This window comes from Phaeodactylibacter xiamenensis (genome assembly GCF_965229835.1).
Classification (GTDB): domain Bacteria; phylum Bacteroidota; class Bacteroidia; order Chitinophagales; family Saprospiraceae; genus Phaeodactylibacter; species Phaeodactylibacter xiamenensis.
This window is the reverse complement of record NZ_OZ245931.1, coordinates 3,909,972-3,933,671: the sequence shown is the minus strand read 5'-3', so window position 1 is coordinate 3,933,671 and position 23,700 is coordinate 3,909,972. Positions and strand designations below refer to the sequence as shown.

The 23,700-nt window shown below is 53.4% G+C and carries 8 protein-coding genes; 6 read left to right on the top strand and 2 right to left on the bottom strand.

Features of this window, described 5'->3' with window-relative positions:
- Positions 1 to 8: 8 nt before the first annotated feature.
- Complete coding sequence (locus ACO08I_RS14810) at positions 9 to 1,322, top strand: acyltransferase family protein (RefSeq protein ID WP_282784363.1); 1,314 nt, start codon at positions 9 to 11, stop codon at positions 1,320 to 1,322.
- A 21-nt stretch (positions 1,323 to 1,343) separates the two neighbouring features.
- The gene (locus ACO08I_RS14805; RefSeq protein WP_282784365.1) at positions 1,344 to 2,936 is read left to right on the top strand and encodes a sulfatase family protein; all 1,593 of its coding nucleotides are present in this window, start codon (positions 1,344 to 1,346) and stop codon (positions 2,934 to 2,936) included.
- Between the two features lie 10 nt (positions 2,937 to 2,946).
- Here ACO08I_RS14805 and ACO08I_RS14800 read toward each other — a convergent pair whose 3' ends face one another.
- Both ACO08I_RS14800 and ACO08I_RS14795 read right to left on the bottom strand, forming a co-directional pair.
- Complete coding sequence (locus ACO08I_RS14800) at positions 2,947 to 3,684, bottom strand: DUF6503 family protein (protein ID WP_421949706.1); 738 nt, start codon at positions 3,682 to 3,684, stop codon at positions 2,947 to 2,949.
- Between the two features lie 10 nt (positions 3,685 to 3,694).
- Positions 3,695 to 4,249: a class I SAM-dependent methyltransferase gene (locus tag ACO08I_RS14795; RefSeq protein WP_044217470.1), complete on the bottom strand. Its 555-nt coding sequence runs from the start codon at positions 4,247 to 4,249 to the stop codon at positions 3,695 to 3,697.
- 511 nt (positions 4,250 to 4,760) lie between these two features.
- Here ACO08I_RS14795 and ACO08I_RS14790 point away from each other — a divergent pair.
- The 4 genes from ACO08I_RS14790 (at position 4,761) to ACO08I_RS14775 (ending at position 23,430) form a co-directional block, all read left to right on the top strand.
- On the top strand, positions 4,761 to 6,881 hold the full coding sequence (locus ACO08I_RS14790; RefSeq protein WP_421949705.1) for a proprotein convertase P-domain-containing protein: 2,121 nt from the start codon (positions 4,761 to 4,763) through the stop codon (positions 6,879 to 6,881).
- A gap of 435 nt (positions 6,882 to 7,316) precedes the next feature.
- The gene (locus ACO08I_RS14785) at positions 7,317 to 10,427 is read left to right on the top strand and encodes a hypothetical protein (RefSeq protein WP_421949704.1); all 3,111 of its coding nucleotides are present in this window, start codon (positions 7,317 to 7,319) and stop codon (positions 10,425 to 10,427) included.
- A 704-nt stretch (positions 10,428 to 11,131) separates the two neighbouring features.
- On the top strand, positions 11,132 to 11,938 hold the full coding sequence (locus ACO08I_RS14780; protein WP_421949703.1) for a helix-turn-helix domain-containing protein: 807 nt from the start codon (positions 11,132 to 11,134) through the stop codon (positions 11,936 to 11,938).
- A 374-nt stretch (positions 11,939 to 12,312) separates the two neighbouring features.
- Positions 12,313 to 23,430: an HYR domain-containing protein gene (locus ACO08I_RS14775; RefSeq protein WP_421949702.1), complete on the top strand. Its 11,118-nt coding sequence runs from the start codon at positions 12,313 to 12,315 to the stop codon at positions 23,428 to 23,430.
- Positions 23,431 to 23,700 lie beyond the last annotated feature (270 nt).

Below are 23,700 nucleotides of genomic sequence, written 5' to 3'. Positions count from 1 at the left end.
AACCAGAAATGACAGCCACAACAACGAAAAATCAACGCCTCATCTCCCTCGACATCTTCCGGGGGATGGCCATTGCCGGTATGATCCTGGTAAACAACCCGGGGTCCTGGTCTACGGTATACCCACCTTTGCTGCATGCCAAATGGCATGGCTGGACACCTACCGATTGGGTGTTTCCCTTCTTCCTTTTTGCGGTGGGGATGGCCATTCCGCTGGCATTGGGCAAGCGCCTGGGGCAGCCACAGGGACAGATTTTGCGCAAAATTGGCATCCGCAGCCTGCTCATTTTTGGGCTGGGGTTGCTGTTGGCGGCTTTTCCCCATTTCAAACTCACAGCCGCTGTACCCTCGGGGTTGCTCCTGTTGCACTATGTACTGGTCGCGGTCTTCGTGGTGAGCCTCTTCCTCCGGGGCGTCGCTCTGGGGCAAAAACCGGTAAAGGCCACCCTCGCGCAGCGGTCGTGGTACCTCGTCCTCGCTTCCGGGGCAGGCATTGCGCTCATCGGGCTGATTTATGCCGATTACAGCACCCTGCGCATTCCCGGGGTACTGCAGCGGATCGCCATCGTTTATGCCATTTGTGCCCTGCTTTTTCTCAATACTTCCTGGAAGGGGCAATTGGGCATTGCCGTGGCATTGCTGCTGGGCTACTGGGGCATCATGGCCCTCGTGCCGGTGCCGGGCGGCATTGCGCCCAATCTGGAGCCGGAAACCAATCTGGGCGCCTGGCTCGACCGAACGCTGCTGGGGACCGGGCACCTCTGGAGCCAATCCAAAACCTGGGACCCGGAAGGGCTGCTGAGCACCTTGCCGGCAATTGCCACAGGCATAAGCGGTATGCTGGCCACCTACTGGATGAAAAACGAAGCGGATGACCTACGGCGCTTTCTTGGGCTCCTTGGGGCTGGAGCCGTACTCATTGTGTTAAGCGAGCTCTGGAACCTGGGCTTTCCCATCAACAAAGCGCTGTGGACCAGCTCCTATGTCCTGCACAGCAGCGGCGTTGCCCTCGTCTTCCTGAGCCTCATCTACTGGCTGGCGGATGTGAAAGGTTACACTACCTGGGGAAAGCCATTCTATGTGTATGGGGCTAATGCCTTATTCGTGTTCGTCCTGTCAGGCTTCGTTGCAAAACTGAGCTATACCATCAGCTGGGAGGCGGGCGGACAGGCCGTGACACTCAAAACCTGGATTTACGATACCTTTTACACCTCGGTTCTCAGCCCCTACAATGCTTCCCTGGCGTTTGCCATCACGAATGTGCTGTTTTTCTGGGCGCTGGCGTGGTTGCTGTACCGCAATCGCATTTACATCAAAGTTTAGAAGTTAAAACCAAGCTATACCATGAGATTATCTTTTTCACTCCTGTGTTTTTTGTGGGCCAGTCTTTCCTTCGGGCAGGGCACGCCGGAGCGGCCCAATATCGTTTTTATGATGGCCGATGACCACGCTTATCAGGCCATCAGCGCCTACAACAATAAGCTGATTCAAACGCCAAATATTGACCGGCTGGCTAAGGAAGGGATGTTGTTCACCAACGCCTGCGTGACGAATTCCATCTGTGCGCCTTCCCGTGCTGTCATTCTTACCGGCAAGCACAGCCACATCAATGGCAAAATTGACAACCGTTTTCCTTTTGATACGACCAACGTGACCTTCCCGCAGCTGCTGCAGGATGCGGGCTACCAAACCGCCATGTTTGGCAAGCTCCATTTCGGGAACAGCCCCAAAGGGGTGGATGAATTTAAAATCCTGCCGGGACAGGGCAAATACTATGGCCCTCGCTTTATCACCAACACGGGAGACACGATCATCAAAGGCTACACCACGGATATCATCACTGATCTCACCCTCGATTGGATGGACAACCGCCGTGATCCGGACCGCCCCTTCATGCTGATGTACCTGCACAAGGCGCCCCACCGCGAGTGGCTGCCCCCACAGCGCTACTACGAAGAATACCTGAAGAAGACCTTCCCGGAGCCGGAAACCCTTTTTGACGATTATGAAGGCCGGGAAGCAGCCCAACAGGCGGAGATGAACCTCCTGGAGCACATGAACTGGTCGGGCGATTCCAAAATATACCCGGAAGTCATGGAGGAACTGGGCATTGAGCCCACCACCGACTGGGATATCAACGCCTTCAAGCACGAGGTGGAGCGCATGACGCCGGAGGAAAAAGCCGCCTGGCACGCCGCATACGGCAAAATGAATGAAGACTTTAAGGAGCGCTATCCCAATATGAGCGAAAAGGAGAAAATGCAGTGGCGCTACCAACGCTACATGCAGGACTACCTGGCCAGTATCGCGGCAGTAGATGAGAATGTTGGCCGCCTGCTTGATTACCTGGATGAGAACGGGCTGACTGAAAATACCATCGTCGTCTACACCTCCGATCAGGGCTTTTACCTGGGCGAGCACGGATGGTTCGATAAGCGCTTCATCTACGATGAGTCTTTCAAAACCCCGCTGCTGGTGCGCTGGCCCGGGCAGGTGGAGGCCGGCTCCGTAACGACCGAAATGGTACAAAACCTCGACTTCGCCCAAACGCTGCTGGAAGTAGCCGGTGTGGAAGCGCCCGATGACATGCAGGGCGAAAGCCTGGTGCCTCTGCTCAAAGGAGACACCTCAGCCTGGGACCGGGAGGCGGTGTACTACCACTACTATGAGTATCCGGCCGTACATATGGTAAAACGGCACTACGGCATCGTAACCGAGGACTACAAGCTCGTGCACTTCTACTATGACATCGACACCTGGGAGCTCTACGACCGCAAGCGTGACCCACTGGAAATGAACAACCTGATCAATGACTTTGCCTACTCAGAAATCCGGGCACAGCTGGAAAAAGAGCTACAGGCCCTGCGGGTGAAATACAAAGATTCTGAGGAATTGGATCAGCACTATATTGACCTGTACAAGCAGGCAGACCGATGATGACGCTGTGCTAAAGTGCTTCGATATTGATGACAATATCGGAGCCCAGGTAAGTGGTGTCTGCCAGATTGTACCAATGCCGCATGCGGGGCAGCTGCATATTGTTGAACGAGACAAGCCCGTCGAGTTCAAGGTATTCCGCAGCGCCCTCGCCGGCTGCCCGGTACCCTCTGAGCTGATAATCGGCCCGGTCGAAGTAAAACATCCACTGTTCGCTGATGATCGGGTTGTTGAGGCGGGCGGAGACGGCGTAGCAGGCATAGGGCCCAAAGTCTACGGCATCTACGCTTTCCCCAAGGGAGACTTCCGGAGTGAACAGGGTCATCGGCAACCCCGTTAGCAGCTGGTAAAAGCTTTGATAGCCCTGAGTGCGGTCACATTGCAACCGGTATTGATTTACGGTGGCAGAGTCGGCAGGGTCCACGGCCTGATCATCAATAAAGCTGTAGCAGCGCTCTGCATTAATACCCCTCCGTACAACCGTGCCTTCGTAATTCCGCGTCACCTCAAAGGTCTGTTCGGGCAAGTTGATCAGAATGGTGCTCTGCCGCTCCGGGAAGTTGGTCCGGGGCTCATCGATCACCATTCGAAACTGACTGGTGAGCCATCGCTCATCCGGGTCATGAAATTGCAGGCTTTGGCGGAGGACATCAGGTGCAGAAGGCAGTTCACTTACCGATTCTTCATTAGCCTCTGGAGAGGGGGTGCAGGCAGAAAATAAGAGCAGGAATAGCAGGAGTCGGTTCATCTATGGTCGCTTATCGTTTCTGGCTCACTAAAACAAAGGCAGGTGGCACATTGATGGGCACAAAATTGGTATCCACATTGCCAAAAATAGCATTGTACAGCGGACGCATAACAAGGGAGTAGTGGACTTGGATATACAAGCCTTTTTTCTTAAGGTATTGGTGCGCCTTGCCAACGATGAGGCGCCCAAGCTCTTTGGGCAGCGCTACGAAGGGAATGGCGGAAACGACAAAATCTATTTCCTCTGCACCGGCTTCTGCCAGGTATTTGCCAATATGCTCTGCAGAGTCTTCCACTACAATAAGGCGGTCATCCTGTATCGCCCGCATCAGTGCACAAAACTTGGGGTTCACCTCAAAAGCGATCAGCTTCGCGTCGGGGCGCATATTGCGAAGGATATGCTTAGTGATGACCCCGTCGCCGGCACCTAATTCAACAATGACCTTAGCCTGCTCAAAATCTATATGCTTGATCATGCCCTTGCAGAGCTGTTTGGAGCTGCGGGTCAGCGTGCCTACTGTTTGGAGGTTCCGAATGCCCTCTCTGAAAAATTCTATCGTTCCCATTCATTTTTTATTAAAGTCGCAAGATCTCTCTCATGCTTGCTTACTCCCATTCCTGCCGCAACCTGGCATTGCTCAACTTTTCATCAGGGCAGAGATTGGGGTCATGGAAGCGTGAAGCACAGACCGCTAAAGTACGAGGATTTTCGCAGAACAGGTAACGCCTATTAATCAGGCACGAGAAAACCGGAGGATTTGCGTACATCCACCAACTCCTTTTATTGAGGGGGCATGCAAAGTGCGCGAAGAGCCGGTAGTGCCGCTTTCTTCCCCTTTGTGTCCCCCCACCTTTTTACTACAATTCAAAAAACAAAGCCTGGTATTTCCCCAAAATAACCTTATCTTTACGGCACAAATCACAGAGGGCAGATTTCTCTTTCAGAAACGCACTCGTACAAATCACAAACTTAAGATTAGAATTTATCAAGCCGCTGACCGGTGTCAGATGCTTTGGTATTCATTGACCAGATGTTGCCGTGCCAGTGTGTGCGGCCAACGCCAAATCATTAATCTTATGAACGGTTTTGTACGCAACCTCTTCTTTTTTACCCTACAGCTTCGGTCCGGGCTGGTCCTGGCACTGCTCCTTAGCGGAGCCCTCGCGCAAGCTCAGATTTATCAGGGCACTACCGGGGATATCCCCGATGACGAGTGCCCGGACCTCACGCCCTTCACCGCTGAAGTACCCCTGACAGGTGAAATTGGCGATGAGCACGAACTGTATTACGTACAGATCAGTATTGATCATACCTGGTCCGGTGATCTTGATATTTACCTGACCTCTCCTTCCGGTACTTCTTTGGAACTGACAACCGACAACGGCTTCGGCGCCAATTACTACAATACCCGCTTCCAGGATGGTGAGCTGCCCATTACGAGCGGCATGTCGCCCTTCGAAGGGAAATTCCAGGCAGAAGGTGGGTCCATCGCTGCTGCTTTTGACGGGGAGCCCGTTAATGGTACCTGGAAGCTGGAAATCTGCGACGATGTGCGTACCGACAAAGGCACCGTTGTCGATTGGTCGCTGGGTTTCATCCCTCCCATGCGTAATGATGTTTGTCAGCGGGCAACTGAACTCCTCTGTGGTACAACGGTGAGCGCTTCCAATGAGCTGCTGACGATCGTAGATAGCCCACCGGCTTGCTTTGAAGAGGTCGGTCAGGGGGCATGGTATACCTTTCAGGGCAATGGCGAGATTGGCGTGCTTACTACAGACAACCCCGGGACAGATTTCGATACCCGTATTTCCGTATATGTCAGCCCGGATGGTTGTGAAGGTGACTTCACCTGTGTGTTGTCAGATGACGATGGCGGCACGGGCAATACGTCTTTCCTGCACGGCATCACACAATCTGGCGTAACTTACTATGTCTACGTGGATGGGGCCGATGGCGCCACCGGCAATTACGAACTAACCTACACCTGCCACCCCATACCGGAAGCGGTATGCCAGAGCTTTGACCTTATTCTGGGGCCGCTGGGACAGGGTACGGTCTACCCTTCTGATATTGACGGCGGCAGTACACCGGGTTACGAAGATATTGACCTGGCGACCTCCGGGCAGGCTACATTCTACTGTGATGATGTGGAAGTGCCGCAGTCCGTCCGCCTGGTCGTGACTGATGCACTAGGCTATATGGACAGCTGTGATGCCGATGTGACAGTGGCCATAGGTGACACCCTGCTGCCTGGCTGGACGGGTCTTAATGTAGGGTTTACTCCCGGCGGAAGTACTTTTGCCTACAATCCCTGTACTTCCGATAACCCGGAGCGTGGCGAGTTCACCATCACCACCACCGCTTTCAATCAGCCTGATCTGACCGAAGATAACTACGCCTATATTACCCGGACGCTGTGTGGCCGCACCGGCTTGCAAGTGGAAGTGGAATCCATAGATCCCAGCAGCAATATCGGGCTTATGATCCGTGCCAGTAATGATCCATCCGATGTTTATGCCTCTTTTACGACCAACCTGACCAGTATTTTCCGCTGGCAGGAGCGTTTCGTTTTCGAAGGAGACCGTAACGTACTCTTCTATGGTGATTTCCCTGGAGATAGCGAACGTGTATTCATGCGGCTCTGGCGAAAGCCTAATAACAACGTTGTAAGGGGCGCACTGCGCTTTGGCAACAGCCCTTTCGCGCCCATTCATGCCGTAGAGCTGGATCTGCCCGAATGTGTTGAAATAGGGATGGCTTTGTTTTCTGCCAACGACCAGGTCACAGCCGGTGGCGTAGTGAGTAATCTGCGCTTTATTGGCGAAGAACCGGAAGATACAGATGGAGGCCATTCGGAAGTCCTTGCACTCTCTCAGGAAACGCTCGATGCCTGGGATGCAGAGTGGGAGCGGGCGCGGGCGGCACAGATGCCTATGCCTCAGCAAGTGGTGGAAGGGACATCGGGCGGGGCATTCCGTGCATATCCAAATCCGGTGCAAGGCCTGCTTCAGGTACAGCTGGAGGTGCCGCTGCCGGCTTCTGCTCAGTTGGAGCTTGTTAACGCATTCGGGCAGCTGGTGCGGCAACAACAGCTTGGCGCCGGACAAGTGCATGTCGAACTCAACCTCGAAGGCCTGGCTAAAGGTATGTACTGGCTGAAACTTGGGGATCACCTGCAGCGCATTAGTGTGCAGTAAAATCCTGAACCCTAAAGCCCTGAAAAGCGCTGATTGCACTCGTTGCAGTCAGCGCTTTTTTAGACCGTGTTGGGAATTCGCTTTTGGAGCGAATGCAGTCAAATTTTATTCTGAACAAGTCTTTGATCCCGACATTCATCGTCGGGGGCGCGATGAAGGAGCCTAGCCTGAGCTAAGCGACTGACCTGCCCGCCGTACAAGACTATGGCAGGCGGGAGAGCAACGAAGTGCAGGATAAAATTTGGCAAATGCAGCCCAAAGGGTGAAATCCCAACACAGTCTTATTTGCTAACAACAGCTTAACGTTGTTTAAGAAGACTTTAACCGAAGCCGTGCACTTATCGCCTGTTTCAAGTGTTAATAAGATGGTTAAACTGCTGAACTCCAGTGGGGTAAGGCACTAGCTTATTTGCTTCAGATCCAAACAGGAAAGCTATGAAAATACAACATCTGATCTTACTGCTTGCTGCGGTATTGGGTGCTCAGACTTTGTCTGCACAGTACTTTGGTCGCAATAAAGCGAAGTACGAAACCTTCGACTTTGAGGTATATCAAAGTCCCAATTTCGACATTTACCACTATCTCGAAAACCCGGAACGTCTGCGCGAAATCACAGAGGAGGCGGAGCAATGGTACCGCATGCATCAGCATGTACTGCGGGATACCATCGCACAGCGCAATCCACTTATTTTCTACAATGACCATGCTGATTTTCAGCAGACTAATGCCATCTCCGGCAATGTGGGGGTGGGGACCGGTGGGGTGACAGAGGCCCTGAAAAACCGGGTCATTATGCCTTTTGCGATGTCGCATCAGCAGACCCACCACGTACTGGGGCACGAGCTGGTCCACGCCTTTCAGTACAATATGATCCTCAATGGGGATTCCACCAACCTGCAAAGCCTGAGCAACCTCCCACTTTGGATGGTGGAGGGTATGGCCGAATACCTGTCCATTGGCAGTATCGACGCACATACCGCGATGTGGATGCGCGATGCGGTGCTGAATGATGATATCCCAACACTCGACGACCTCAATAACCCTAAGTATTTTCCCTACCGGTACGGACAGGTCTTCTGGGCTTTTCTTACCGGCCTGAAGGGGGACGAAATCATTGAGCCTTTCTTTAAAGGTGTAGCTAAGTACGGTTTCGAGGAGGCTTCCATACGGGTACTGGGCATGACAAAAGATGACTTGTCTAAACTTTGGGTGGACGGATTCAGGCGTCATTTTGGTGCCGCATTTGATACCACGGCAACTACCGATCGCCTGGTAGGACGGGAGCTAATCGGTACCGAAAACGGCGGCCGCATGAATGTCGCCCCGGAAATCAGCCCCAACGGGCGGTACGTTATCTTCCTGTCTGAGAAAGACCTCTTTTCCATCGACCTTTTCCTGGCCGATGCCCGCACCGGAGAGATCATCCGTAAGGTAGCGAGCAGTACCCGCGCCGGGCATATCGATGACTTCAACTACATCGAAAGCTCCGGTACCTGGTCCGCCAACAGCCGCGAGTTTGCCTTTGTCGCTTTTAGTAAAGGGCGCAATATCCTGGTCGTGAAGGATGTGGAGAGTGGTAAAACAGTGCGGGAACTACGCCCTGATGGGCTGCAGGCCTTCAGCAATCCGGACTGGTCGCCCGATGGTAAGCACTTTGTCGTAACGGGGCTGGATCATGGCGAGACCGACCTCTACCTCATTGATGCCCGTTCTGGCGAAGTAGAGCAGCTCACCGACGATGCCTACTCGGAAATGCACCCCAAATGGGCGGAAAATGGGAATCAGATTGTATTCTCAACCGACCGCCTGGCCCGGGAACGAGGACGTACTAACGGCCGCTGGGCCTTCAACCTGGCTACCTTTGATATGGCAAGCCTGCGCGCTGAGGATATCGATGTTTTCCCCGGTGCCGATAACCTGAATCCGGTTTTTGACACTACCGGCAATATCATCTTTCTGTCCAACCGCGATGGTTTCCGCAATATCTACCGCTATGAGCCATACAGCCAAAAGGTCTTTCAGCTGACCGACCTGATTACCGGCGTGAGCGGCATTACCCACTATGCACCGGCGATCAGCATAGCACGGCGCAGAGACCGGGTGCTGTATACCTATTTTTCTCAGAATGGCTACCGCATCTACCGGGCCCGCCCTATCGATTTCCTGAATAAGGAGGTAGACCCTCTGGAAGTGGACTTCGAAGCGGCACAACTGCCCCGTTTCAATAAAATGGTGCAAAGCAAGGTAGACCGTATTCTCCAAAAACTCCCGCCTAAGGCAGAGCTGGCAGACTCCGCGTTGACCACGGTGCCCTACAAGCCTAAGTTTCAGCTTGATTATGTGGGCGGTAGTGCCGGCGTGGGCGTAGGCACAAGCAATACCTTTGGCGCACAGACCGGGCTGGCAGGTGGCGTAGATCTGCTATTCAGTGACATTCTGGGCGATAATCAACTGTTCACCAGCCTGGCGCTGAACGGGGAGATTACAGACTTCGGCGGGGCCCTGGCCTACATCAACCGGAAAAGTCAGCTCAACTGGGGCGCTTCCATCTCTCACATGCCATTTCGGAGTTTTGCCTTTGGAGGTAGAGGCATTGATCGCCTGCCAATTGATGATGACCTAACCATTCCCGTTCTGGCGGATACCTTCTTCGTGCAACGGATTTTTGAGGACAAAGCCACGGTATTTGCCGCTTTACCATTCTCCACTAAGCTTCGGGTGGAGGGGTCGGCTTCCTTTGCCCGTTACAGTTCCCGCCTCGATCAGTACGTCAATTTCTACGAGACCGATGGTACATTCGTAGGGCGGCAACTGGGGCAGGAACGGGAAAAGCTGGACAGCCCTGAGGGGTTCAATCTGTGGAATACCGGTGTGGCGCTGGTTGGCGACAACGCTCAGGGGGGGCTGGTTGGCCCGCTCAATGGCCACCGGTTCCGGTTTGGTGTGGACCGCTTCTTTGGAGAGTTTGATTACTTCCAGGCCACAGCAGACTATCGTAAATACAAATATTTTAATTGGTTTGGGCTGGCGATGCGGGCAATGCACATTGGCCGGTACGGGCAGGGCGCGAACGAACTTTTCCCCTACTATGCCGGTAGCAGCTGGTTTATCCGGGGCTATAGTACACGCGATGCAAGTGCCATTCTGAACCAAAACGGCCGCTCCATAGACGAGCTCTTTGGTAGTAAGCTGGCAGTGGCCAACTTTGAGGTACGTATCCCTTTCACCGGGCCGAAGCGACTGGCGCTGATTAAATCCGGGCTGCTTTTCTCTGAGCTGACGCTCTTTGCAGATGCCGCAGTAGCCTGGTATGATTTTGAACAGCTCAGCGGTCCTACCTACCGGACGGACAACGAAGGTAACCCCCTGATCGGGCCCACCGGCGAGCCTATTGTAGACCGGTTTGGCGCGCAACCGCTGATGAGCGTGGGCGCCTCTATGCGGGTAAACTTATTCGGTGCTCTGGTACTTGAGCCTTATTACGCCATTCCGCTTCAGCGGGAAACAAAAGGTACGTTTGGGCTGAACCTGATCCCCGCCTGGTAATCAACACTGGTTAGTTTAAATACGGCAGAGGCTGTGGTGAGCAATCCTTCGCCACAGCCTCTTCATTTTGGAGCAAAAAAAGAGGGCAACCGTGGTGGCTGCCCTCAGAAACTTGGATTAGTATGAAAAAACGCTCTTGGTAATCTTTCAGAAACCCAAAGGTTGCTGTGCAAAATGAGCACAGCAACGTAACTTGGATTAGTATGAAAAAACTCTATTCTTTAGCAGGCTTTGCTCAAGCCTGTTTAGTGTCTTCCATGCCCGTAATATGTAACGGGTATATAATACCAGACTTGAAATAGCAGGGGATAGCCACAATGCCTGTCGGCAACGGCAAAGGGTGATGTGCAGATAGCGCAGGACAATATGCCTGGCGTATATGTCTATTTCAGTCGGGTATTGAAAGGACGCAAGCCAATTGCATTTGGTTGCATTCTTCTGGTACGAAGATGAAGGAATATGTGTTAAAGTTCAAGTCGGTAATTCCGCTTTTCTATCAACAGGTACTTTTTTAAGACTAAAGGACACTTTTTTTTATGTGTGGCCTTTACTATTTTTGTGGAGCAAACACTGCTCTGACGACACACAACCCATAAATCTTCTCGTCTTAGCGCTCGTGTTCCCAAAGGTTCCCTTCATCATCTTCTGTCTGAAATGCCAGGCGGAGGGTCGGTCTTGTTGAAGACCGGGGTAAATACCGAAGAATGGAACACATGGAATCTTCTGGGATCATCATTACTGTTGTCTCGATTGCTATATTTATTAATACGGCACTGCTTCTGTTGCTTATGCTGCACTTCCGTCGCATGAGGAATAAATTTCATGCACGTTGGGAGGAGCTCACACAACAACTGGGGGCTCTGCATCGCAGGTCTTCCATCGGTGCAGAGAATAGTCCTGCGCGCTTCGAATCCACTTCACCTGGCAGTGAACCAGTATCCAAAGCTCCGAAGTTGCCTGGCACCCCTCCCTTCCTCTCCCTGTCCGAAATGCTGACCCCCCTCGCTGACCCCTCAGTGCCCAGGGAAATAAAAGCCACCGCCCTGGAAGACGCCAGGGAGGCTATCGATACATTGGAACAGGAAATCAATAGCGCAGCAAAAGCGGCGTCAAAAGAGCTTGCTGCATCATCCCTGTCAGAGATGGAGGAAGCGCGTGCAAAGGGTTCTGAACAATCAGATGTCTGGATTGCCCACCTCGAAGAAGTTGTTATTGCCCACCTCGGGCATCCTCAACTTAGTACGGAGTTATTGTCAGAGGAGATGGGTATCAGCCGGCGTCAGTTACTGCGGAAGGTCAAGAAGGTAACGGGGCTGAGCACGAGCACTTTTATCCGCCAATTACAAATGAAACAGAGTTACGCCCTGATTCAAAGCGGCGAATACGAGACGGTAAAAGATGTGGCGCGGGCAGTGGGCTTTTCGGATGCCGGTTACTTTTCAACACTCTTCAAAGCAGAATATGGTGTTTCTCCCTCGGTGGTTATTCAGGAAAACCGATCGACTGCCTGAGTGAAAATGGAATCGTGTCTCCTTTTTCATGTATGGGAAAGGGGGTATGTCTCATTTTTCAAACCACCAGGATAGCTTCAAAAGCGTTCAGGCACGTAATTTTGAGCATTCATAAATCAAGTGCTTTTGACCGGCTGGTGAAAAGCCCCCGTATGCACAACTCAAGGTTCCCACAAAAAATCAAGCAGTCAAAGCCACTGGTCCTAATAATTTGACGACCGACCTATTTCACCAGGACCTTTAACTAGTTAAGACTGCCTGACCCATCAACAACCCGATTTCCAGCAACCGATTTAGCTCATCCTGACAGGTGTATGCCCGGGCAGGATGGTGTTCGTATTGACACCTTTTTACAAATCATACTCATGAATGTGATGAAGCAAACTCTACTTCTACGCTCTTATTATGCACCAGAGCGGCTGTCTCAGGCGCTGCGCTGCTCGCTGCTGTTGGCCTTGCTGCTTGGAGCTGCCTGGCCTGCCCTGAATGCACAGTGTACCTATACCCGGGGTTCCAGTGGCTACCTGTCTCAATCCTACACCCAACCTGCCCCTATGGACCCGGCGGTGAGCTACAGTACCAGCTTTGGGGTCACTCCCACGCTCGTGGCTTCCAGTTTTGTCGCTACAGACGATATGGAAATCACCTTATGCTATTATGGTGATATGAATGATCCCAATGAGCGCTGGGATGTGCGCATCTCCGGGCAGACTTTTGCCAATCAGGGGGCTTTTGGCTCAACGACTTCCGCCGGCTCTCCCCGCTGTATCGACTATATCGTAAGTGCGGCCAACGTATCCAGTGACCTAAGCGATGGAGATATCGACATTCAGTACCTCAACTTTGAGGCCGGATGGGTGACCGGCGATGCCTTCAATGCCCGCATCGATGAGGCACGTTTTGAGTATGATCTGGACTTGTCAGTAGCTTCCATCAGCGACCGTTGCCAGGATGGAGCAGATTTTAACGTTACGGGCACTCCCTTTATCAACCCGGTCAATGCCATTTTTGCTGGTATTTCAGTAGGCTATTCCATCACACCCAATCCGGGCAGCGGGGTATTTAACACGGTGACCGGAGCCTTTGACGTATCACAAGCAGACCCTGGCAGCTACAACGCCAATTACCGGGTAAGCTATGGAGATTGCTTCTTTTCTGTTTCGGAACCCTTTGAGATTTTCCGGGCTCCACGGGCGAGTCTTAAAGATACGGATATTGATTGTGTGGCTGAGGGCAGAACTGTCGACCTGGGTATTATGTACGATGGCGCGATAACTGGTGGTGGAGATTTCTCCATCGTCTCCGGGCCCTCCGCAACCATTGACGGAAATCAAATGACAGTACCTCCGGGTGGGGGGACTTTTACCATTCGCTACCTGGCTCCTAACGATAATGGATGTGCGGGTACGCCTTATCAGGATGAAGCTACCCTGAACATCTCTATCGGGCCAAACCCCGATATAACAATTAGTGGGGCTACATCTCCGCTGTGTACTTCCAATACTACTTTTTCCATCAATGTCGGCCGCAACAGCTCCGGCCCTAATCCGGTCGTGACAATCGACAACGGAACAACGGTGATGACTGGTAACCTCGGCAGCAATACCCTCGCTGCACCCGTTGGTGCCGGTTCTATCACTTACGAGATCTGCCTGGAAGAATCGAATGCCACCTGTGATGCCACGGATTGTAAAATCTTCACGGTATTCAATGACGGGCTGGACTGTGGTGCCAACGCACCGTTCAGCTCCCAATGCCCACCCGATGAGGGGCTTCATGACCCCTGTGTAATCAATACACAGCCAGGACTGCTGATTGGGTGTTCGTTGATTTCTCTTGAAACGCCCCCTCTGCTTGGGGCGGAGGTCGACCCTGTCAACGGTGTGATCCAGTGTTCGGATGAATCCGTTGAGGTTGACTGGCAGGGTAGTTTAGGCGGAGCTATTGGCGATGCTGTGACAGGTGGGCCAACCTTGGGTAGTATTAACGACGCAGCTGAGGTGGTTTGTGATGTGATTACCTATGAATTCTGTGTTGATGTAGGTTTTGCAGAGCCCTGCTTTGACCCGCTTCCACTTGGATCCTTTGAAGATGCCTGTGATCAAACAATCGGGCAATTTGTGTTTGGTCTGCTTGGTGATGTTATCGGTGGCCCGGAAGCCGGTGGTGGCGGTATCATTGTAGCGGATACGGACGGTGATGGCGCTTTCGATTACCTGGCTGAAGAGTACGAATTTCCGGATAATGGACGGGTGACCATCCCGAACAACATCACCACTAAAAGTGGTACCATAACCGTTCGTAACGTGGTGGGCTTTCCGCTGTTCCCCGAATCGGCCTGTGGCGTCGTGCATGCCGATGATATCAACCTTATCGACCTGCTGCCTATTGGGTTTATTCCGGTGGTAGGCCCCATTATTGAGCAAGCTCTGGCTTCTGCTCAGTGTGGTGTCAACCTGCTGTTTAGTGACGAGGAAACGCGTGAAATTCAGGTCATCAATACCACACCGCCTACTTTTGCCAGCTGCAACGAAAGCGGCTATGTCTTCACCGAAGACCTGGCTTGCACGACCGAAGCCAACTGGTCCATCCCTCAGGTATACGATGGTTGCAATGGCGAGGTGCTGCCTTTCATTGGCGTAACCAACGGGGTAGACCTGACATTATTCAACGGTACGCCCCCTGCGCCTATCGTGCCCAACGGGCCGGGCGTCTATCAAACCGCTGGGCCACTGCCTGGCTCTGAGCTGCCGGCAGGCACCTATGAGGTCACCTACACGGCTTATTCCTGCGGGGGAGTGGAATCCACCTGCACCTTCCCCGTAGTGGTAGAGCCCGGCGACCCTGTGCTTGAATGCCCACCTGACCTTGTGCTCAAGAACGATGTGGATCAGTGCTCCGCTATCATCACCGGCCTTGCTCCGGTAAAAGGCGTGGGCTGTGCAAGTGTCATCAATTACGCTATCGACTATCCGGATGGCACTGGCTTCATTGATGTGGTGACCAATACCTTATATAGCGAAGCTAATCAGGGGACTTTCAATGACGCAAGTGGAGAAGAATTCCCGGTAGGCGTCTCTACTGTCACTTACACCATGATGGTCGACATCAACGGCGATGGCGATATCCTGGATGTGAACGAAATGCAGACCTGCAGCTTCCTGGTGGAAATCCTCGATGCACAGCGTCCGGTAGCCGAGTGTCAGGATGTGGAAGTGCAACTGGATAATACCGGTAATGTGACGGTATTTGCAATGAACCCTTTCACGGGCGAGTCTTACATCAATGCCGGCAGCTTTGACAACTGTGATCCAAGCCCGGAAATCCTGATTGCAAAGGCAGATCAGGTATTCGGCCCATCTGTATTCTTCGACTGTACGGAGGTAGGCGCCAACTACGTGAACCTTCGGGTGACCGACGAATTTGGCAACCGCTCCAACTGCCTGGCAGAAGTGACCGTCCGCGATTTCTTCGATGGCGTTCAGCTGAGCTTTGATGCCCCGGAAATCTGCTTTGAAGCGAATAACCCTTCTCAGCTGGACTTCCGCAATTACCTGACCATCACCCTGCCCAATGGTTCTGTGCTGACCCACGATCAGGTGGAAAACAGCCCCTTCTTTGGCGATGGAGTGGGTGCATTCGGCATCACGGCGTTCGCGCCAGCAGCCGGTTCTTCTTCTGTTGACCCGGGCGTGATCTCCTCAGATGGTATTTACGAGCCGGGCGAAGGCACGGGCTTTGTAACCGTATCTTACGCACTGGCATTGCCTGGGCTCGATATCCCGCAGAATGGCAACTTCGCCCTTGCGAACTGCCTCGAAATTGTGCACGAAACCTTTGAGCTCCGTCAGCCACTCGATATGCCGGAGCCGGACTGCGAATGTATCGTACAGAACGAGCGCATTGTAGACCTCGGTACCGTTACCGGGGGGCTTGAGCCTTACACCATTCAGTACGATGGGGGCCAAATCGATGTTAATAACGACGGTATTATTGACGATGTGGACGGAGAGTTCATCTACGATCCCGGCCGTGGCTTTGACATCAATGACTTTGAGCAGGACCTTGGCGAGCTGCACATTGTCTACACTCAGCCTACCTGGTCGATTGCGGTTGTGGACGCCCGTGGGTGTGAAATCTTCCGTTCCGGCTCCTGCGATAACGATGACGATACGGAAGGCCCCGAGCTGCTGTGCACCGGTGCCGCTGACCTCTTCACAGAGCCCCTGAATTGCGAAAGCCAGTACAGCTGGGACCATGTGCTCCCCACTGACAACTGCGATGTCATCTTATACACCTATACTATTACGAACCCGGATGGCTCCATCGAAGGGCCCTTCGACCTGACGACCCTGCTTAACCCCGATATTACGGAGCCGATCCCCAGCCAGTTTACAGCGGAGTATGAATTCGAACTGGGGACGACTACTGTATCCTACTATGTCGAAGATGCCGTAGGCAATTTTGATGAGTGCAGCTTTGAAGTCACCGTTTCCGACGATGACGCACCCTACTTTACCAACTGCCCCGAGCCGGTAGTGGAAGTAGAAACGCAGGAAGACCTCTGCCAGGGCTTTGCCAACTTCGCCCTGCCCGTAGCGGACGACAACTGCGATATCCCTACGGTTACCCAGATTGACGATACAGGCCTGACACCGGGCGACCTTTTCCCCATCGGGACCACCGTGCTGACCTACCGGGCGGAAGACCTGGCCGGCAACTTCACCGATTGTAGTGTAACGGTGATCGTGCACGATTTGGAAGATCCGGAAATCCTTTGTCAGGATATTACTGTACCGGTGGGTGCAAGTTGTGACTACCTCCTGACGCCGGACCGCCTCGATGCCGGGACGACCGATAACTGTACCACTGGCTCCGGCACAATCATGCTGTCCATTAGCCTCGATAACCAGAACTATGTGGACGAGATCGAATTTGGTCTTGACGACCTCATCAACAGCCCGGTAACGGTTTACCTGCAAGCTACTGATGAAGCGGGCAACAGCTCCTTCTGTACCGCAGAGGTTAACCTGGTAGACGAGACCGCTCCGACGATCATTTGCCCGGAAGACCGTATCATCTACGCGGAGCAGAATTTCTGTGCCGGTAAGGTACCCAACCTGGCTGCCGAGCTGACGATTGACAACTGTGCGCCGATTGATACCGTATATCAGGTGCCGAGCCCTAATACCTTGTTTGGCACCCACCATGGCGATTCCCTTTACGTGGTCCTCACCGTGGTGGATATAGAAGGCAATACCGACACCTGCGCTGTGGAACTGACCCTGCAGGACACCATCAGCCCTGTTTTTGTGAATTGCCCTGAGCCAGCCGTGATTGTGGATGCGCCTGATACCTGGTGCAGCGCCTATGCCAATTTCTCCCTCCCGCTGGCAGAAGATAACTGTGCAGTGGCTTCCGTTACCCAGATCGATGATACCGGGCTGACTTCCGGAGACCTCTTCCCCGTTGGCATCACCGTGATGACCTGGGAAGCTGTGGATAACGCTGGTAATTCGAGCCGCTGCGATGTGAAGGTAGTGGTCAACGACTACCATACACCACCAACCATTACCTGTACAGGTGATGTAACCACGAACAACGACCCGGGTGATGCCGGAGCCGTCGTAGACAATATCGCTCCTGCCGGCGTGACTGACAACTGCGGGGACAACCTAACGGTCATTTACCGCATACAAGATGGAACTGGCGAAGTGATCAACAGTGGCTTTGATGATGCAAGTGGCACCTTCTTCGACCTGGGCACTTATACCGTAAGTTATGCCGTACAGGATATGCCACTGCTTCTGATTACGGAGGTTACGCATGATATCAGCGATCCTGTAGCCGGCACACTGCCGCTGCCCGCTGCGGTCAGTAACCCAACAGGTGACTATGTGGAGATCGCCAACTTCAACTCCGCTGACCTTGACGTATCGCAACTGCAGATAGAGCGTATTCATAACGGCGGGCGCGATACCCTTGTGGTGCCTACAGGTATTGTACTTGAGCCCGGTGGAGTACTTGCTGTACACTTCGGAAGCGGTGCCGATGATTTGGCCAACCGCATCTTCAACGTGCCCGGAGCATCAGACCTGAGCACCACGACCGGGGCCGCCTATGTCGTTAGCCTAAGTGGAGCAATCCTGGATGCAGCTGTATTTGGCAGCTTCTCTACCGCAGCAACCCTGCCATTTGCTGACTGGAGTGGCTTCGTGCCCGGCAACGGTTCAGGCATCGTCCGCACGAGTGTTTGGGATACCAATACCGCGGCTGATTTTTCCTACGGCGAGCAGTGTATGCCTACGTCTGTCGGGCAGCCTAACCCTTTCCTTGCTACGCCAGTGCCAAATGGTACGCAAACGGCCATTCAGGCACAGTCTACTGTGCGGGTGGAATGTGGTTTCGACGTGACTGTAAATGATAACGAATTCCCGCTCTTCGGGCTGTACAGCGAGCCCTACATCTACACAGGCAGTGATATGCTGCTCGAAGCCGGGGAATGTATGACCTCGACCATTGACATCACAGACAGCTATACGATTGCAGATGTGAACCTGATTTTACAGGGCGAAATTCCGGAGTTTGGCAACCTGAGCCTCACCCTCATTAGCCCGGACGGACAGGAAGTCGTACTGGCTGATGCCATCTGTGGTGCTACTGCCGGCGCGCAATTCACATTTGATAGTGATATTGACAACATCCTGCCGTACTTCTGCATCCGTCTCAACAGCAATGAAAACCTGAATGCACTGGGCGACCTCGACCTGCTGAGCGGCAGAGATGTGCAAGGTACCTGGACCCTTCAGGCCGGGCATAATGCCGAGCTTTCCGACAACCCTATCCTCATCAACGGCTGGCGTCTGTCCATTCAGGAGTGGCTGACCTATGACCCACAGGGCAATACCTTCAGCAGTGCCCCTGTAGCCGCTTCCGCATTGGTGAATCAGCAGGATGTGACACTGAATGCAGGCACCGGGCTTTGCCAGGCACCCTTTACCTGGGTACACCCGGTGATGTTTGATAATGGCCCGGAAGGGGGAAGCCTCTCTATGGTTATCGAAAATGAGGACGGTGATGTGCTCACAACGCAGAGCCTGGACCCCGGTGCGCCGGTAAACGAGGAGGTGTCCTTTAACTTCCCGCTAGGCGTTTCTACGGTCATTTACACCCTTATCGATGAGGCAGGCAATGTCTCTGAGAATATCTTCACGGTACAAATCAATGACCTTGAAGCTCCGGAACTGATCTGCCCTGATGATGTGGTGGTGGAGCTTGGCCCTACTGAATGTGAGGGCCGCGCATTCCCGAACCCGCAAATCGACGAGGACAACTGTGGCGTGGTCTTCTTTACTTACGATCCACCCCTCAATGCGTTGCTGCCAATTGGCGAAACCGTGGTGACGATTACAGCAAGTGATGCCACTGGCAACGAAACCAGCTGTACCTACACCCAAACGATTGTAGAGTATACGCCAACGCATCCGGAACTGACCTGCAACGACACCATCAATGTGTCCCTTGGGCCGGATTGTGAGGCCCTGATCACTGCGGATATGTTGCTGGAGGGCAACGACTACCGCTGCTACGACAACTACAATATCACGCTTATACCGCAAAATCCATCCTACAACGGCCAAGCTTTGCCGGAGCCTGTTATTCCGCTTGATCTGGCGGGAGAATACATCATCGCAGAAATTTGTGATGCATCCACAGGAGAATGCTGTTGGGGTATCGTTCGGGCTGAGTTCAAGGAAGAACCGGAATTCATCTGCCCGGCTGATGCAACCGTCCTCTGTAGTGATGACGTGAGCCCTGCGGCCCTGGGCGAACCTGAAGTAACCTCCTGCGTGCCGGGCGGTGTGACAATTGCTTATACCGACGAGTTTATGGATAATGGCGAGTGCGCGTCCCCACGCGTCAACATTAACCGGACCTGGACGGTAACGGATGGGCAGGGCAATGCTGCGAGCTGTATACAAAGCATCGTGGTGCAGGAGTTGCAGCTCGATCAGGTCGTCTTCCCTCCTGATTACAATGGTGTGGAAGAAGCCCCGCTAAGCTGTCATGCCGTTGCTGCTGACCCGAACCTGCTATCACCGGACTCTTTGGGCTACCCAACCCTCGATGGCACGACCAATATCCTGGACAACAGTTTCTGTTCGGCAGCGGTATTCTACGAAGATGAAGTGTATGAGACTTGCGAGGGCAACTCCCTTATCCTGCGGACGTGGAAGGTGCGCAACTACTGCCTGCCCACAAGCGAGCCTGCCGTAGAGCATGTGCAAACGATACGGATTACTGATTTCACCGGGCCGGAAATCCTCTGCCCGGAAGATCAGGTCATCAGTACCTCCCCATTCGGTTGCTCGGCATTCCTTACCCTGCCTGAACCGAACCTCGTGGAAGGCTGTGCGGAAGCCACCTACCGGGTATCTGTGAGCGGCGGCGCCCTGTCCCTGCAACCCGATGGCACTTACCTGCTCAGCAATTTGTCGGTAGGCGTTTATGTGGTTGACTACCACGTTACCGATGCCTGCGGCCGGCGTACGGATTGCAGCATTACGGTAACGGTGGAAGATCAGATTGACCCGGCAGCGATTTGTAATGATCAGTTGAATGTCACCGTGGGTGGTGGTGGCTACGGCCGCGTCTTTGCCCACGATGTGGATGAGGGCAGCTGGGACGGTTGTGGCCTGGAGAGCATCTCGGTGCGCCGGCAGTACAACATCGACAGCGTCACCTGCTCGCCTTTGGCAACTCCTTACTTCTCAGCCTGGGGTGACTATATCGACTTCAACTGCTGTGATGTCAATGACTCCATCAAGGTAGAATTGCACGTGACCGATGTGCATGGCAATGAAAACCTATGCTGGATAACCGTAGTGCCGGAAGACAAACTCGCGCCTTACTGTGAGGCACCGGATAACGTGGTGGTCGATTGTGATGACCTGCCCTACGGATTTGATGCAGCAGATGCGGATCAGCTGGAAGAGCTCTTTGGGGCCCCCACTGCTACCGACAACTGTGGGGTGGATGCCGTGCAGCAAATTGCCTCCAATGCCGACCTGGAGTGTGGTTTTGGCAGCATCACCCGCATTTTCCGTGCAACGGACATCCACGGGCTGAGCAGTACCAACAGCTGCGTACAATCGATTACCATTAACGAAGTCCACAACTACGAAATTAAGTTCCCGGCAGATGCGGAGTCCAACTGCGGTACAGCCACACCGGATACAGTGAGCTACAATGAGCTGGCCTGTGACTTGCTTGCCGTTACCCATGAAGATGAGTTCTTCTCCGCTTCCGGGGACGAATGCTACAAAATCTTCCGGACCTGGAAGGTCATCAACTGGTGTCAGTACGATGGGGAGAGCGATCCTCACCTGGTTGGCCGGGACGAAGACTGCAACGGCACGCCGGGTGATGCGCATGTGTGGCTCCTGGCCCGCCCGAATGGTAAAATCTACTTTGACGAGGATACGGACGAAACACCAGATAACAACGTGCCGGGTGTGAACCTGTGCGGGGTGTCTGATGACTACTACAGCTTTGAATATGACGAAACCGGCTACTATCAGTACACGCAGATCATTAAGGTGTACGACGATCAGGCGCCGGTCATCAGCTTCGGTACGGCAGATCCGTTCTGCTCCCTCGATAGCGAGGACTGTGATGCAACGGTCACCTATGGCTTTACCGTAGCCGAAGACTGTACTCCGGATGCGCTGTCCATCACGGTCGCAGTTGATGCCTTCAATAATGGTAGCTTTGAGGTACTCACAGATGCGCTGTCAGGCGCTTACCCGAATTACACGATCGAAGGGGTCTTCCCAATTGGAGACCACACCTTCGAAGTAGTGGTGGAAGATGGTTGCGGCAATTCCGACCTGGTGACGATACCGTTTACAGTGGAAGACTGCAAGGCACCGGCACCAATCTGCCTCAATGGTATAGCCGTGGAGCTGATGCCGGTAGATCTGGATGGCGACAATCTGCCCGACCCGGGGCAGGGCATGGCCGAAATCTGGGCGAGCGACTATGTAAATGTAGCTTCTCAAAGCCCGGACTGCTCTGAGCCAATCAAGTACTCCATTAATCGTGTTGGTGAGCCAAATGATCCTGATCAGACAGGCCTGGTGCTCACCTGCGATGATGCGGGTACGCTGGTCATCGAAATCTGGGCCTATGATGCTGCCGGCAATGGCGACTTCTGCGAGACCTATATTCTGGTACAGGACAACATGTCGGTCTGCGGGGATGCAACACCAAGTATTGCCGGTTTGATTCATACCGAGGACGATGATCCGGTTGAAGGCGTAATGGTTGGCTTGTCTGGAGGGACCGGTGCAGACTTCATGACTGAAAACGATGGCACCTACAGTTTCTACGATATACAGCCTGGCCTGGATTATACCGTGACGCCGCAGCTCGACACGGACCCGCTCAACGGCGTGAGTACCTTCGATCTGCTGATGATTTCCCGCCACATACTGGGGATTTCCCCTATAGATGGCCCGTACAAGCGGATTGCTGCGGATGTCAATCAATCAGGGTCCATCACTACGCTCGATATGATTCAGCTCCGGAAAATGATCCTGGGCGTACAGATCGGATTCAGCAACAATACGAGCTGGCGGTTTGTGGAAGCAGGCTACGTTTTTGCCAATCCGCTGGAGCCCTGGGATGAAGCCTTCCCGGAACTCGTGAACCTAAATGACCTGCCAGCTACCGGCATCAATGGGCTGGACTTCGTCGCCGTAAAGGTGGGGGATGTGACCGGTGATGCCGTGGCTAACAGCTTCAGTAGTATTGAGAGCCGTAACTACAGCCACAGTTTTGTACTCCACACACCGGAGCAGGAAGTGTTGCCTGGCCAAACGGTGGAAATTCCGTTCCGGGTCAACGATGCGGTGCGCCTCCTTGGGCATCAGTTTACCCTGAAGCTCGAAGGGCTGCAACTGGAGCAGATTGAATACGCGGCTATGCAGGAAGGGCACTTCGGCCTGGCCCACCTCGATCAGGGGCTGCTGACGGGCAGCTGGAATATGGAAACGGAAGGGCTGAACGAAGGTGACCTGCTTTTCACGGTTCGTGCGAAAGCCATACAGGGCGGGCTGCTCAGCGAAATGTTGTCCCTCAATTCGGAAGTGACCCGGACGGAAGCCTATGATCTGGTCAGTGGCACATCCGGCCTCGTGCTTGGGTTTGTACAGCCGCAGGATGTGTCCCAGCCGTTTGCACTGCATCAGAATGAACCGAACCCCTTCCGGGAAACTACTGTGGTTCGCTATACCGTGCCACAGGCTGGCGATGTGACCTTCACACTGCGCGATGCGGCCGGCCGATTGCTGCTGCAGGAAACTCAGGATGCAGCTGCCGGTGACAATTTCTGGATGGTCAGCAAAGCCAAGCTGCCTTCCGGGCTGATTTACTACACGATAGAAACCGCCTTCGGCACCGATACCAAACGGATGCTGCTGACGGAGTAAGGATAAGTTTGTGATTTGTATGATTTGTAAGCCGGGTGCCTGGGGTACCCGGCTTTTTTGTTTCTATAGGGTGCCTTTTGACCGGTTTCCGGTCGTGTGTATAATCAACTGCACAAAACAGAAAGTGATACCGTAGATTATATACGCCATACCAAGTGGCTATTAGCCATCAATACAGGGGGGCAACCTTCTGCATTTAAGCGCTATGGCTGCTGGGGTAGAGCTTCCCGCTCTGCTCCAGCTTATCCAAAAGGCAAACAGCAAATGATG

Bases quoted from the DNA above. Each gene is read 5' to 3' on its own strand.
- ACO08I_RS14810 (WP_282784363.1), top strand. From the start codon at position 9: ATGACAGCCACAACAACGAAAAATCAACGCCTCATCTCCCTCGACATC.
- ACO08I_RS14805 (WP_282784365.1), top strand. From the start codon at position 1,344: ATGAGATTATCTTTTTCACTCCTGTGTTTTTTGTGGGCCAGTCTTTCC.
- ACO08I_RS14800 (WP_421949706.1), bottom strand. From the start codon at position 3,684: ATGAACCGACTCCTGCTATTCCTGCTCTTATTTTCTGCCTGCACCCCC.
- ACO08I_RS14795 (WP_044217470.1), bottom strand. From the start codon at position 4,249: ATGGGAACGATAGAATTTTTCAGAGAGGGCATTCGGAACCTCCAAACA.
- ACO08I_RS14790 (WP_421949705.1), top strand. From the start codon at position 4,761: ATGAACGGTTTTGTACGCAACCTCTTCTTTTTTACCCTACAGCTTCGG.
- ACO08I_RS14785 (WP_421949704.1), top strand. From the start codon at position 7,317: ATGAAAATACAACATCTGATCTTACTGCTTGCTGCGGTATTGGGTGCT.
- ACO08I_RS14780 (WP_421949703.1), top strand. From the start codon at position 11,132: ATGGAACACATGGAATCTTCTGGGATCATCATTACTGTTGTCTCGATT.
- ACO08I_RS14775 (WP_421949702.1), top strand. From the start codon at position 12,313: ATGAAGCAAACTCTACTTCTACGCTCTTATTATGCACCAGAGCGGCTG.